Here is a 14,173-nt window from a genome sequence, read left to right on the forward strand (position 1 = left end):
TGATCCGAAAAATCAAAACGGATAAAACCCACTGTCAGCCTGTGCCAATCGGGTTACGCTTAGTCAGCGCTCAGACAGATCACCGTTTTACTCTATTCCCAACTCTGCTACTACGAGGTGCAAGATGAGACTGATTCCTCTGGCAATGCCAGCCCAGGTCGGAAAATGGGCAGCACGCCATATTGTTAACCGCATCAATGCGTTCAAACCAACGGCTGACCGTCCCTTCGTTCTGGGTCTGCCTACCGGCGGCACCCCGCTGGAAGCATACAAGCACCTGATTGAGATGCACAAAGCGGGCCAGGTTAGCTTCAAGCATGTAGTGACGTTCAATATGGACGAATACGTTGGCCTGCCAAAAGAGCATCCGGAAAGCTATCACAGCTTTATGTACCGTAACTTTTTCGATCACGTTGATATTCCAACTGAAAATATCAATCTTCTCAATGGTAATGCCCCAGATATTGACGCAGAATGTCGCCAGTATGAAGAAAAGATCCGTGCTTACGGCAAAATCCATTTATTTATGGGTGGCGTAGGCAACGACGGTCATATTGCCTTTAACGAACCGGCTTCATCACTGGCTTCACGTACCCGCATCAAAACCCTGACTCACGAGACCCGTATTGCTAACTCACGCTTCTTTGGCGGTGACGTTGATCAGGTCCCCAAGTATGCCCTGACCGTAGGCGTGGGTACGTTGCTGGATGCAGAAGAAGTCATGATCCTGGTTACCGGTCATCTCAAAGCACAGGCACTGCAGGCCGCCGTTGAAGGCAACGTGAACCATATGTGGACTATCAGCTGTCTGCAACTCCATTCGAAAGCCGTGGTGGTGTGTGACGAACCGGCCACCATGGAGTTGAAAATGAAAACGGTGAAATATTTCCGCGAGATGGAAGCAGGAAATATCAAAGATCTGTGATCGTCCCTGACGGGCGCTGTCATGACAGATTGGTGCCTGCCGGAAGAAAATTTCTGACGGCAGGACAAGCAATATCAGGAAAGTCAGGAGAATAGCTATGTACGCATTAACCCAGGGCCGCATTTACACTGGCCACAAAATCCTCGATCGCCATGCGGTTGTCATCGCCAATGGTCTGATTGAACGCATCTGCCCACTGGAAGATCTGCCCACAGGCATTGAAACGCGTCAGGTGGATGGCGCGATTATTGCTCCTGGTTTTATTGATCTGCAGTTAAATGGCTGTGGTGGCGTGCAGTTTAATGATGATATTGCCGCTATCAGCGTTGAAACGCTGCAAACGATGCAAAAAGCCAACGAGAAATCGGGTTGCACCAGCTTTTTGCCAACGCTGATCACCAGCACAGATGAACTGATGAAGCGTGCTGTTGAGGTGATGCGTGCCTGGCTGGCCCAGAACAGCAATCAGGCGCTGGGTCTGCATCTTGAAGGGCCGTGGCTCAATCCGTTGAAAAAAGGCACGCACAATCCCGATCTGATCCGGGCGCCCGATCAGGCGCTGGTTGACTTTCTGTGCGCCAATGCCGATGTGATCGGCAAAATCACACTCGCTCCGGAAAAAGTCGATGCCGCTGTAATCCGTCAGTTGCGTGATGCCGGCATTGTGATTTCTGCCGGCCATTCACACGGCACCTATGATGAAGCCCTCGCCGGGATTGACGCCGGGGTTTCCTTTGCGACGCATCTCTATAACGCCATGCCGACCACCAGCGGCCGCGAGCCTGGTCTGATCGGCGCGCTGTTTGACTCTTCTGAGGTCTGGTGCGGCATTATTGCCGATGGGCTCCACGTCCATTACGCAAACATTCGCAATGCTAAACGAATCAAAGGTGACAAGCTGATCCTGGTTACCGACGCGACGGCACCAGCAGGCGCTGCCATTGATCAGTTCATTTTTGCTGGTAAAACAATATACTATCGCAACGGGCTGTGTGTTGATGAGAATGGCACGCTCAGTGGTTCTGCATTGACTATGATCGAAGCGGTAGCTAACAGCGTCGAACATGTCGGCATCGCACTTGATGAAGCGCTTCGTATGGCAACGCTTTACCCAGCCCGCGCAATGGGGGTAGAGGCACGTTTAGGGACGATTGAAGCCGGAAAAGTGGCCAATCTGACCGTGTTCACCCGCGATTACAAAATCACCCGGACCATCGTTAATGGTAACGAGGTCTTAAGCGAGTAGATATTTAATGACCACCGGCGGCCAGGCACAAATCGGAAATGTTGATCTTGTTAAACAACTTAATAGTGCGGCCGTTTACCGGCTGATCGATCAGCAGGGCCCTATCTCTCGAATCCAGATTGCCGAGCACAGTCAGCTCGCCCCCGCCAGTGTTACCAAGATCACGCGTCAGCTTATTGACCGTGGTCTGATCAGAGAAGTCGATCAGCAGGCCTCTACCGGAGGCCGTCGTGCCATCTCCATCATCACGGAAACCCGGGGGTTTAACACGATTGGTGTCAGACTGGGCCGTCATGATGCGACTGTCACGCTGTTCGATCTGAGTGGTAAATCGCTGGCGGAAGAGCACTACTCACTGCCTGAACGCACTCAGGAAACACTGGAAAATGCGCTGTTCAAGGCCATTGCCGACTTTTCAGAACTTCATCAGCGCAAGCTGCGCGAGCTGATCGCTATCTCCGTCATTCTGCCCGGATTGGTCGACCCGAATAACGGCATTATCCGTTATATGCCGCATATTAATGTCAGTCACTGGCCACTGGTTGCCAACCTTGAAAAACGGTTTAACGTCACCAGTTTTGTCGGCCACGATATTCGCAGCCTGGCGCTGGCGGAGCACTATTTTGGCGCATCGCGTGACTGTGCAGACTCCATTTTGGTGCGTGTTCATCGCGGTACGGGGGCCGGTATTATTGCCAACGGGCATATTTTCCTCGGCAGTAACGGTAACGTGGGAGAGCTGGGACATATCCAGGTCGATCCGCTGGGCGAACGTTGTCACTGCGGCAACTTTGGCTGTCTGGAAACCATTGCTGCCAACAGTGCGATTGAAAACCGTGTACGACATCTGTTGAACCAGGGCTATCCAAGCAGTCTCACACTGGACGACTGTCACATTCAGCCCATCTGCCGTGCCGCCAACCGTGGCGACGCTTTGGCGGCGGAAGTCATCGAGCACGTTGGACGCCATCTTGGTAAAGCCATCGCCATCGCCATTAACCTGTTCAATCCGCAAAAAATTGTCATCGCGGGTGAAATAATGGAAGCCGACAAAGTGCTGCTACCTGCCATTGAAGGCTGCATTAATACCCAGGCGCTAAATGCGTTCCGTAAAAATTTGCCGGTGGTGCGCTCGGCGATCGATCATCGTTCGGCGATTGGTGCTTTTGCTCTGGCAAAACGGGCGATGCTCAATGGCATTTTGCTGCAACGACTGCTGGAAGTTAATTAAATGATGGAATCTGAACGCATGACGATAAAGAACGTTATCTGCGATATCGACGGCGTGCTGATGCACGATAATACAGCCGTACCTGGCGCTCGCGAGTTTTTACAGCGTATCGTCGGCAATAATATGCCTCTGGTGGTACTGACGAACTATCCTTCGCAAACCGCCATGGATCTGTCAAACCGCTTTGCCTCCGCCGGCATTGAGCTGCCGGACAGCGTCTTCTATACCTCAGCGATGGCCACGGCAGATTTTCTGAAGCGCCAGGAAGGGAAGAAAGCCTATGTCGTCGGCGAAGGGGCCCTGATCCATGAGCTGTACAAGGCCGGTTTTACCATCACGGATATCAACCCCGACTTTGTGATCGTGGGTGAGACCCGCTCCTTTAACTGGGACATGATGCATAAAGCCGCCTGGTTCGTGGCGAACGGTGCGCGTTTTATCGCTACCAATCCGGACAGCCACGGCCACGGTTTCTCGCCGGCCTGCGGTGCGTTGTGTGCCGGTATCGAAAAGATCTCCGGCCGCCAGCCATTTTACGTCGGTAAACCCAGCCCGTGGATTATGCGTGCCGCGCTGAACAAGATGCAGGCGCATTCAGAAGAGACGGTGATCGTGGGTGACAACCTGCGCACGGATATTCTTGCCGGTTTTCAGGCCGGACTGGAAACCATTCTGGTGCTGTCGGGGGTTTCCACGCTCAGTGACGTCGACGCCATGCCGTTCCGCCCCACCTGGATCTACCCTTCGGTTGCCGATATCGACATTATCTAGTCTTTACACCTTCCCTGCCCGGCCTGCCGGGCAATGCCTTTTTCCTCGCTGGACATTTTTCATCCACTTTTTATCATCTATTGCACATTCCTCAATAAAAAGACCAAAAAAATGAATATCCGCTAAGGATCAAGCCGGGGCAACGGGCTATTTTTCACCTAATGACTAAAATACTTGCATCACCTGACGGCTTAGCGCATTTTCATAGTCATGACGCGATAACTGTCGCTTTAAACCAATATCATCACCGCAAGGTAAGTCGTTAGGGAGCTGTATATGTGTTCTATCTTTGGTGTACTCGATCTGAAAAGCGATCCTGCTGAACTGCGCAAGAAGGCCCTGGAGCTTTCACGTCTGATGCGTCACCGTGGCCCGGACTGGTCAGGTGTTTATGCGAATGACAATGCGATCCTTGTTCATGAGCGTCTGTCGATTGTCGACGTCAACAATGGCGCACAGCCGCTGTACAATGCAGACCATACACACGTCCTTGCGGTAAACGGTGAAATCTATAACCATCAGGCCCTGCGCGCTGAACTGAGCGATCGCTATGCGTTCCAGACCGAGTCTGACTGCGAAGTGATCCTCGCGCTGTATCAGGAAAAAGGCATCGACTTCCTTGATGACCTGCAGGGCATGTTCGCCTTTATCCTTTATGACAGCGTGAAGAACACCTATTTAATCGGCCGTGACCATATCGGGATCATCCCACTGTATATGGGTAACGACGAGCACGGTAACCTGTATGTGGCTTCAGAAATGAAAGCGCTGGTACCGGTTTGCCGCAGCATGAAAGAGTTTCCGCCAGGCAGCTACCTGTCCAGCACCGATGGTGAGATCCGCCGCTACTGGCAGCGTGACTGGTTCGAGTATGATGCCGTTGAACACAACGCCACCGACGCGGCAGCGCTGAAAAACGCGCTGGAAGAGTCGGTGAAAAGTCACCTGATGTCAGATGTCCCTTATGGTGTGCTGCTGTCAGGCGGACTGGATTCATCCATTATCTCTGCGGTGACCAAACGTTTTGCGGCCAAGCGCGTAGAAGATCAAGATAAGAGCGAGGCCTGGTGGCCGCAGCTGCACTCCTTCGCCGTCGGCCTGGAAGGCTCTCCTGACCTGACCGCAGCAAAAGCCGTGGCAGAACACCTGGGCACCGTCCACCATGAGATCCATTTCACCGTGCAGGAAGGCCTGGATGCCATCCGTGATGTGATTTACCACATTGAAACCTATGATGTGACCACTATTCGCGCCTCGACGCCAATGTACCTGATGTCGCGTAAAATCAAGGCAATGGGTATCAAAATGGTATTGTCCGGTGAAGGTGCTGATGAAGTCTTTGGCGGTTATCTCTACTTCCATAAGGCACCGAACGCCCGCGAATTCCATGAAGAGAACGTACGCAAACTTCATGCTCTGCATATGTTTGACTGCGCACGTGCTAACAAAGCGATGTCGGCCTGGGGTGTGGAAGCGCGCGTGCCGTTCCTGGATAAGAAATTCCTGGACGTGGCCATGCGCATCAACCCGCAGGACAAAATGTGTGGCAGCAACGGGAAAATGGAAAAACACATCCTGCGCGAGTGTTTTGAGTCTTACCTGCCGGCAAGCGTCGCCTGGCGTCAGAAAGAGCAGTTCTCTGATGGCGTAGGCTATAGCTGGATCGACACCCTGAAAGAAGTGGCTGCCGCACAGATCAGCGATCAGCAGCTGCAAACCGCGCACTTCCGCTTCGCTTACAACACGCCGACGTCAAAAGAAGGCTACCTGTATCGCGAAATATTTGAAGAGCTGTTCCCGCTGCCAAGCGCGGCAGAATGCGTCCCTGGCGGTCCGTCAGTGGCCTGTTCCTCTGCTAAGGCAATCGAATGGGACGAAGCCTTCAAAAACATGGACGATCCTTCAGGCCGCGCCGTCGGCGTCCACCAGTCCGCTTACTAATTGTTGGTTGTTATGCAACACAAACGGGCCCCTGCGACCCGTTTTTAATTAGCGGTTGCGTCTGTTAACTTCAGAATTCGTTGATTTTATCGACATCCTGGTCACAAGGCAGTCAAACAACACGATTGTGACAAAAAACGGGAAAAAACTTGTTGACGCTTTTAGGCCAACTCCGCATAATGCGCCCCGCAACGCCGCAGAAGGTTACGCGAAAAAAGATGGCTACTTAGCTCAGCTGGTTAGAGCACAGCACTCATAATGCTGGGGTCACAGGTTCGATTCCCGTAGTAGCCACCATCTTTTTTGCGCGGGAGTGGCGAAATTGGTAGACGCACCAGATTTAGGTTCTGGCGCCGCAAGGTGTGCGAGTTCAAGTCTCGCCTCCCGCACCATTTCCAACGCGGTTTGCACGGATGGGGTATCGCCAAGCGGTAAGGCACCGGTTTTTGATACCGGCATTCCCTGGTTCGAATCCAGGTACCCCAGCCATTTTTAAGCAGTAAGAAATGTGTTAGGATAGTAAAGCAGTAAAATTAGGCTACTTAGCTCAGCTGGTTAGAGCACAGCACTCATAATGCTGGGGTCACAGGTTCGATTCCCGTAGTAGCCACCAATTTTATTGGGGTGTCGCCAAGTGGTAAGGCTCTGGTTTCTGATACCAGCATTCCGGGGTTCGAATCCCTGCACCCCAGCCATATAAAGACGGCTGGTAGTACGAGTCGCAAAGAAAAAGACGCCTGGTTCGCCAGTCGCAAAAAAATTGGGGTGTCGCCAAGTGGTAAGGCTCTGGTTTCTGATACCAGCATTCCGGGGTTCGAATCCCTGCACCCCAGCCACAAAGTAAAGAAGCCCGCTTTTGCGGGCTTTTTTACGTCTGAAATAACCTCTGAAATACGCTTGGGCAGGGGTCGACCTCTGTTTTGTCCACCCCGTTATCTCACCCTGACTACAATCCTAATGCATACCTTAACGCCTGACGTTTTAACACGCCGGAATGCTGCGCCACGATCAGCCCCAGATTACGGACGATCTTCAACGGTGCCGACTGATTACTGAACGCAAAATAAAACAGATCCATCCCGCTCTGCATCAGCAGATTATCTTTCAGCCGTTTACGCTGATAGCGCTGCAACACTGGCGTGGATGCCCAGTCCTCCGCGCGCAGACGCGACTCACTTAACACGCTGATTAACGCATCAACATCACGATAGCCCAGATTGACGCCCTGCCCGGCCAGCGGGTTAATGGTATGAGCGGCATCGCCCACCAGTGCCAGCCCCGGCAGTACATAGCGCGTGGCGTGACGACGAACCAGCGGGAATGAACCGGCAGTCACCGGGGTAACCCTGCCAAGACGCGCCGGAAAGTTCGCCTGAATCTCTTTTTGCAACTGAGGCATGGACATCGCCTGCAGCTGGCGAATTCGCGCCGGGCTGTCATACCACACCAGCGAAGCCCAACGGTCAAACAAAGGCAGGAAGGCACGGGGACCTTTCGGCGTAAACTGTTGCCATGTTGCATCCCCGGCGTCCCGGTCACAGCGTACGCTGATCAACATACATGACTGAGCATAGTTCCAGCCGTGGATGCCAATACCTGCCAGCTGCCGGACCTGGGAATTCGCGCCGTCAGCCCCCACCACCAGCCGTGCGGTCAGCGTATCCTCATTATCCAGCCGCAGCTGCCATCCCCCGTTTACCGGCTGGAGATCGCGCAGGCGCGCCGGACACAGCAGGCGGATGTCCTGCTGTTGCAGACGCTGCCACAGCGCGCGCTGCAGTACGCTGTTTTCAACCATATAGCCAAGCTCGGGTAAGCCCAGCGATTCGGCGTCAAAAGCCACCTGGGCACTCTGCCACTCCCAGGTTTCGAGCCGGCGGTAAGGAACGGCCCGCATCCCCAGTACGGTGGGCCAGACGTCCAGCTGCTTCAGTAACGCCACCGAGGCCGCCCCGATGGCTGAAATGCGCACGTCAGGATGACTGGCTGCATCGAATTCCGGCGGAGCTTCCTTTTCCAGCACTGCCACCCTGAAGCCATGTTGCGCCAGCCCGCTGGCCAGCGCGGCACCGACCATGCCACCACCGACAATGGCCACATCTACTTTTTGCTTTAATTCCGTCATTTTTTTTCCTTCACCGGCCGTATCATACGTGCTCTGCAACTACACCTCACCGGCAGAATTCTGTTATCCTGATCGTTGTTAAGTGTACCGGATTTTTCTGCGACAAACAGATCGCCGCGACACCGCTGCCACGGGCAGCGAACCACTACAATACGCGCCCCGCACTCCTTTCTGCATGACAAATGGCAAGTCGATGACAAAAAAACTGCATATTAAAACCTGGGGCTGTCAGATGAATGAGTATGATTCATCCAAAATGGCAGACCTGTTAAACAGCACCCACGGGTATACCCTGACCGACGCGGCAGAAGATGCCGATGTCCTGCTGCTCAACACCTGTTCGATTCGAGAAAAGGCCCAGGAGAAGGTTTTCGCTTTGCTCGGTCGCTGGAGAAAACTAAAAGAGTCTAACCCCAATGTCATCATTGGGGTCGGTGGCTGTGTCGCGTCTCAGGAGGGCGATCAGCTGCGCCAGCGTGCGAACTGCGTGGATATTGTCTTTGGTCCGCAAACACTGCACCGTCTGCCGGAGATGATCAACACCGTACGTGGCACCAAAAGCCCGGTGGTGGACGTCAGTTTCCCGGAAATCGAAAAGTTTGACCGGATGCCTGAACCCCGTGCCGAGGGCCCTACTGCGTTTGTCTCCATCATGGAAGGCTGTAATAAATACTGTACCTTCTGCGTCGTCCCTTACACGCGCGGAGAGGAAGTCAGTCGCCCCTCAGATGATATTCTGTTTGAAATAGCCCAACTGGCTGCCCAGGGGGTACGCGAAGTGAACCTGCTGGGTCAGAACGTTAACGCCTATCGCGGCGCTACCTTCGATGGGGGTATCTGCTCTTTTGCAGAACTGCTACGTCTGGTTGCTGCGATAGACGGCATCGATCGCATCCGCTTTACCACCAGCCATCCGATCGAATTTACTGACGATATCATTGAGGTCTATCGCGATACGCCAGAGCTGGTGAGTTTCCTTCACCTGCCGGTGCAAAGCGGCGCGGACCGTATTCTGACACTGATGAAACGTGCCCACACGGCGCTGGAATATAAAGCGATCATCCGTAAACTGGTGGCTGCGCGCCCTGATATTCATATCAGCTCTGACTTTATCATCGGTTTTCCCGGCGAAACCCAGGCGGATTTCGAGCAGACCATGAAACTGGTCGGCGAGATCAATTTTGATACCAGCTACAGTTTTATCTACTCTGCCCGCCCCGGGACGCCCGCAGCCGACCTGCCGGATGATGTCTCTGAAGACGAGAAAAAACAGCGCCTGTACATCCTGCAGGATCGTATCAACCAGCAGGCGATGGCCTGGAGCCGCCGGATGCTCGGCAGCGTACAGCGCATCCTGGTGGAAGGGACATCGCGTAAGAACGTGATGGAACTCTCCGGGCGCACCGGCTGTAACCGCGTCGTCAACTTTGAAGGCACGCCGGAGCACATTGGTAAGTTTGTTGACGTCGAAATCGTCGACGTGTATGCCAACTCGCTGCGCGGTATTTTCATCCGTGGCGAAGATCAGATGGGCCTGCGCACTATCGAAACCCCGGAATCCGTTATTGCACGCACGCGCAAAGAGAACGAGCTGGGCGTCGGTACTTTCCAGCCCTGACCGCTTATCCTGCGGCGAGCCTTCCCGGTTCGCCGTATCATTTCATTGCGTTACACTTGGTTTCTGAAAGCCGCGCCCAAATATCCACCCCAACGCTTGCAGCTTTGCGTGCTGCCATAAATACTTCCTTTATGGCGCTGGCACTTATGCCAGGTCTGCCATCCATTTCTCAACCTGGCCCTGTGTGACCCAAAGGATTAGTTTGAACATTGAAACACGTGAAGTAACCCTGGAACCGATTGATAATGCCCGACTGCTGAGCCTGTGTGGCCCGTTTGATGACAACATCAAACAGTTAGAGCGCCGACTGGGCATTGAAATTAATCGCCGCGAGAATGCGTTTAAACTGGTGGGCCGTGCATTAAGCGTTCATGCCGCTGTTGATATACTGCGTCATCTGTATGTTGATACCGCCCCGGTGCGGGGACACATTCCGGATATTGACCCTGAGCAGATACACCTGGCAATTAAAGAGAGCGGTGTGCTGGAACAGACGGCCGACAGCGTGCCGGAGTTTGGCAAAGCCATTCACATCAAAACCAAGCGTGGAGTCATCAAACCGCGCACACCAAACCAGGCACAGTATGTCGCTAATATCCTCGACCACGATGTAACCTTTGGTATTGGGCCGGCGGGTACGGGTAAAACCTATCTCGCCGTTGCCGCAGCGGTCGATGCCCTGGAGCGCCAGGAGATCCGTCGCATTATGCTGACCCGGCCGGCCGTTGAAGCCGGTGAAAAACTGGGTTTCCTGCCGGGCGATCTCAGTCAGAAAGTCGACCCGTACCTGCGCCCTCTGTATGATGCACTGTTCGAAATGCTGGGCTTTGAACGTGTCGAGAAGCTGATCGAACGTAACGTTATTGAAGTGGCACCGCTGGCCTACATGCGTGGCCGCACGCTCAACGATGCGTTTATCATTCTTGATGAAAGCCAGAACACGACCATCGAGCAGATGAAAATGTTCCTGACGCGCATTGGCTTTAACTCAAAAGCCGTGATTACCGGTGACGTGACGCAGATTGACCTGCCCCGCAACCTGAAATCCGGCCTGCGCCATGCGATTGAAGTATTATCTGAGGTGGACGAACTGAGTTTCAATTTCTTCCACAGTGAAGACGTGGTACGCCACCCTGTCGTGGCGCGCATCGTTGTGGCCTATGAAGCCTGGGAAGCCGCCGATCAAAAGCGGCGCGATACCCAGACCGAAGAACGTAAACGTGAAGCCCTTGCCGCCCAGCAGGCTTCACAGGAGAAGCAATGAGTAATGTGATTCTGGATCTGCAGCTCGCCTGTGAAAGCGAACAGGGCCTGCCCACCGAAGCAGACTTTCAGCGCTGGCTGGAAGCCGTCCTGCCGCAGTTCCAGCCCGAAAGTGAAGTCACCATTCGTGTGGTCGATAAGGCAGAAAGCCATGAGCTGAATCATACCTATCGCGGTAAAGACAAACCGACTAACGTGCTGTCCTTTCCCTTTGAGGCTCCCCCGGGCATTGAACTGCCCCTGCTCGGGGATTTAATCATCTGCCGCCAGGTGGTTGAACAGGAAGCCAGAGAGCAGGAAAAGGCGCTTGAGGCGCACTGGGCGCACATGGTGATCCACGGTAGCCTGCACCTGTTAGGGTATGATCACATTGAAGATGACGAAGCCGAAGAGATGGAATCGCTGGAGACCGAGATAATGCTTGCTCTTGGCTACCCCGATCCGTACATTTCGGAGAAAGAATAACGACCCGGCTGGTTCGCCAGCCACTCCGCCTGCCCTTGACCCTACCGGGGCAGCCGATCCTGTTAATAGAGAGACAAACTCAAAAACGCCATGAGCGATGACCATTCACAAAACAATGACAGTCCCAGTAGCAAAAAGGGATTTTTCACGCTGATGCTCAACCAGTTGTTCCACGGTGAGCCTAAGAACCGCGATGACCTGCTGGAGTTGATTCGGGACTCTGAACAAAATGACCTGATCGACCCGGATACCAGAGATATGCTGGAGGGGGTGATGGATATCGCCGAACAGCGTGTCAGAGACATTATGATCCCCCGCTCCCAGATGGTCACGCTCAAGCGTAACCAGACTCTGGAAGAGTGCCTGGCGGTTATTATTGAATCTGCTCACTCACGCTTCCCGGTTATCAGCGAGGACAAGGACCATGTTGAAGGCATCCTGATGGCCAAAGATCTGCTGCCATTTATGAGCAGTGGATCTGAGCCGTTCAGTATGGAAAAGGTACTGCGCCCTGCGGTAGTGGTACCGGAGAGTAAGCGCGTAGACCGCATGCTGAAGGAGTTCCGCTCACAGCGCTATCATATGGCGCTTGTGATTGACGAATTCGGCGGTGTCTCAGGCCTGGTGACGATTGAGGATATTCTTGAACTGATCGTCGGAGAAATCGAAGACGAATACGACGATGAAGAAGATCGTGACATCCGTCAACTGAGCCGCCACACCTACACCATTCGGGCACTGACACCGATCGAAGACTTTAACGAGGTCTTCAATACCCATTTCAGCGACGAAGAGGTGGATACCATCGGCGGTCTGGTGATGCAGGGCTTCGGCCATCTGCCAGCGCGTGGTGAAAGTATTGAGATCGATGGCTACCAGTTTAAAGTGGCGATGGCAGACAGCCGCCGCATTATTCAGGTCCATGTCAAAATCCCGGAAAATTCGCCGCAACCGACTCTGGAAGAGTAATCCATCTATGGCAATTGCGTCATTGTTCCAGCGCCAGCGGGTTCGCCTGCTATTAGCGCTAATAACGGGTGCCATTGGCACCCTTTCTTTCTCGCCTTATGATGTCTGGCCCGCAGCCCTGGTGTCCCTGTTTGGTTTGCAGGCGCTTACCCTGAATCGCACCACCCGCCAGGCAAGTGCCATTGGCTTTGCCTGGGGCTTTGGCCTGTTTGGCAGCGGGGTCAACTGGGTATATGTCAGTATCGCCACCTTTGGCGGTATGCCTGGCCCGGTCAATGTGTTCCTGGTGATACTGCTGGCAGCCTATCTGTCATTGTATACCCTGCTGTTCGCTGCGCTGCTGAACCGCCTGACGCCAAAAACTTCTCTGCTGCGTCTGGCGCTGGCGGCTCCGGTCCTGTGGCAGCTCACTGAGTTCCTGCGTGGCTGGGTGCTGACCGGCTTCCCGTGGTTGCAGTTTGGTTACAGCCAGATCAACGGCCCGCTGAAAGGCCTGGGCCCGATAGTGGGCGTGGAAGCCATTACCTTCCTGCTGATGATTATTGCCGGACTGGCCGTTTATGCCGTGCTGCAGCGCCGCCTGGTCGCCGGCCTGGCGGCGCTTGCGCTGCTACTGCTGCCCTGGCCCCTGCGTTATATCAGCTGGTTCCAGCCTTTACCCGACAGGACGGTTGAGGTAGCGCTGGTCCAGGGGAATATCGAGCAGGCGATGAAGTGGGATCCGGACCAGCTGGTTAATACCCTGAAAACCTATACGGCCCTGAGCCGCCCGTTTGTCGGCAAAGCCCCCATTATCATCTGGCCAGAGTCTGCCATTCCTGACCTTGAAACCCGCCAGCAACCGTTTCTTAAGGCGGTGGATGAGCAACTGCGTGCGGCGGGCAGCAGCCTGGTAACCGGCATCGTTGACTCCCGTCTGGAAGACAATCGCTACCACGATTACAACTCGATTATCGTGCTCGGCGGTCCGCAACCTTACAGCTACTTAAGCAACAATCGTTACCAGAAGCATCATCTGGTACCCTTTGGCGAATTCGTTCCGTTGGAAACGCTACTGCGTCCACTGGCCCCGTTGTTTGACCTGCCGATGTCCTCTTTCAGCCGGGGCGGTTATGTGCAGCCGCAGCTTCAGGTAGCAGGCTATAACCTGACTGCCGCCATCTGTTACGAGATTATCCTCGGGCAACAGGTGCGGGATAACTTCAGACCGGACACCAACTTCCTGCTGACTATCTCGAACGATGCGTGGTTTGGTCACTCCATCGGCCCATGGCAGCACCTGCAAATGGCGCAGATGCGTGCGCTGGAACTGGGCCGTCCCCTGTTGCGCAGTACCAACAACGGCGTGACTGCCGTGGTGGACGCCCATGGTGATATCGCTCACATCATTCCGCAGTTCAAAGCGGAAGTGTTATCAGCAAAAGTGACACCGACCAGTGGATTAACCCCGTATGCCCGCATGGGTAACTGGGGGATCTGGAGTATCGCCTTTATGTTCGCTATTGTCGGCGTGTTCTGCCGCTGGCGTTCACGCCGCAGGTAACCTGAAGAGGTCGGCGCGCTTTTCTGCCCGACCGCTGCTGCCCCGCTGAACGAAAATGGTCAGCGGGGCATTCGTA

Annotated in this window: 11 protein-coding genes and 6 tRNA genes; 16 read left to right on the forward strand and 1 reads right to left on the reverse strand. The window is 54.2% G+C overall.

Annotated elements, in window-relative coordinates:
* Window positions 1-124 precede the first annotated feature (124 nt).
* From nagB to K6L24_RS15360, 11 genes are all read left to right on the forward strand, one after another.
* Window positions 125-925 (forward strand): glucosamine-6-phosphate deaminase, encoded by an 801-nt coding sequence (gene nagB, locus K6L24_RS15310; RefSeq protein WP_062748395.1) that lies wholly within the window; start codon window positions 125-127, stop codon window positions 923-925.
* A gap of 97 nt (window positions 926-1,022) precedes the next feature.
* Window positions 1,023-2,171, forward strand: coding sequence for an N-acetylglucosamine-6-phosphate deacetylase (nagA, locus tag K6L24_RS15315; protein ID WP_062748393.1), 1,149 nt, complete (start codon window positions 1,023-1,025; stop codon window positions 2,169-2,171).
* A 7-nt stretch (window positions 2,172-2,178) separates the two neighbouring features.
* Window positions 2,179-3,402: a DNA-binding transcriptional regulator NagC gene (nagC, locus tag K6L24_RS15320; protein ID WP_062748391.1), complete on the forward strand. Its 1,224-nt coding sequence runs from the start codon at window positions 2,179-2,181 to the stop codon at window positions 3,400-3,402.
* A gap of 18 nt (window positions 3,403-3,420) precedes the next feature.
* Entirely contained in the window at window positions 3,421-4,173 is a 753-nt protein-coding gene (locus K6L24_RS15325) for an HAD-IIA family hydrolase (protein WP_062748489.1), read from the forward strand.
* Between the two features lie 276 nt (window positions 4,174-4,449).
* Window positions 4,450-6,114, forward strand: a complete 1,665-nt coding sequence (gene asnB, locus K6L24_RS15330) for an asparagine synthase B (RefSeq protein WP_118664464.1) — start codon at window positions 4,450-4,452, stop codon at window positions 6,112-6,114.
* Between the two features lie 220 nt (window positions 6,115-6,334).
* Window positions 6,335-6,411, forward strand: a tRNA-Met gene (locus K6L24_RS15335).
* A 10-nt stretch (window positions 6,412-6,421) separates the two neighbouring features.
* Window positions 6,422-6,506 (forward strand) — tRNA-Leu (locus K6L24_RS15340).
* Window positions 6,507-6,528: 22 nt separating this feature from the next.
* Window positions 6,529-6,603: transfer RNA gene (locus K6L24_RS15345), tRNA-Gln, on the forward strand.
* A gap of 47 nt (window positions 6,604-6,650) precedes the next feature.
* Window positions 6,651-6,727: transfer RNA gene (locus tag K6L24_RS15350), tRNA-Met, on the forward strand.
* Between the two features lie 7 nt (window positions 6,728-6,734).
* Window positions 6,735-6,809, forward strand: a tRNA-Gln gene (locus K6L24_RS15355).
* A gap of 66 nt (window positions 6,810-6,875) precedes the next feature.
* A tRNA-Gln gene (locus K6L24_RS15360) sits at window positions 6,876-6,950 on the forward strand.
* Window positions 6,951-7,060: 110 nt separating this feature from the next.
* Here K6L24_RS15360 and ubiF read toward each other — a convergent pair.
* Window positions 7,061-8,239 (reverse strand): 3-demethoxyubiquinol 3-hydroxylase, encoded by a 1,179-nt coding sequence (gene ubiF, locus K6L24_RS15365; RefSeq protein WP_062745362.1) that lies wholly within the window; start codon window positions 8,237-8,239, stop codon window positions 7,061-7,063.
* 193 nt (window positions 8,240-8,432) lie between these two features.
* Between ubiF and miaB the strand changes: the two genes are divergently transcribed.
* The 5 genes from miaB to lnt all read left to right on the forward strand — a co-directional run bounded on the left by miaB (window position 8,433) and on the right by lnt (window position 14,097).
* Window positions 8,433-9,857, forward strand: a complete 1,425-nt coding sequence (miaB, locus tag K6L24_RS15370) for a tRNA (N6-isopentenyl adenosine(37)-C2)-methylthiotransferase MiaB (RefSeq protein ID WP_062745360.1) — start codon at window positions 8,433-8,435, stop codon at window positions 9,855-9,857.
* A gap of 202 nt (window positions 9,858-10,059) precedes the next feature.
* Window positions 10,060-11,121, forward strand: a complete 1,062-nt coding sequence (locus tag K6L24_RS15375; RefSeq protein ID WP_062745358.1) for a PhoH family protein — start codon at window positions 10,060-10,062, stop codon at window positions 11,119-11,121.
* Complete coding sequence (gene ybeY, locus K6L24_RS15380) at window positions 11,118-11,585, forward strand: rRNA maturation RNase YbeY (protein WP_118664465.1); 468 nt, start codon at window positions 11,118-11,120, stop codon at window positions 11,583-11,585. Before K6L24_RS15375 ends, ybeY begins: the two co-directional genes overlap by 4 nt.
* Window positions 11,586-11,675: 90 nt before the next feature.
* Complete coding sequence (corC, locus tag K6L24_RS15385; protein ID WP_062745354.1) at window positions 11,676-12,554, forward strand: CNNM family magnesium/cobalt transport protein CorC; 879 nt, start codon at window positions 11,676-11,678, stop codon at window positions 12,552-12,554.
* A 7-nt stretch (window positions 12,555-12,561) separates the two neighbouring features.
* A complete protein-coding gene (lnt, locus tag K6L24_RS15390) occupies window positions 12,562-14,097 on the forward strand; it encodes an apolipoprotein N-acyltransferase (RefSeq protein ID WP_222681621.1) in 1,536 nt (511 codons plus the stop codon).
* Window positions 14,098-14,173 lie beyond the last annotated feature (76 nt).

Source organism: Erwinia persicina (assembly GCF_019844095.1).
Lineage (GTDB): Bacteria > Pseudomonadota > Gammaproteobacteria > Enterobacterales > Enterobacteriaceae > Erwinia > Erwinia persicina.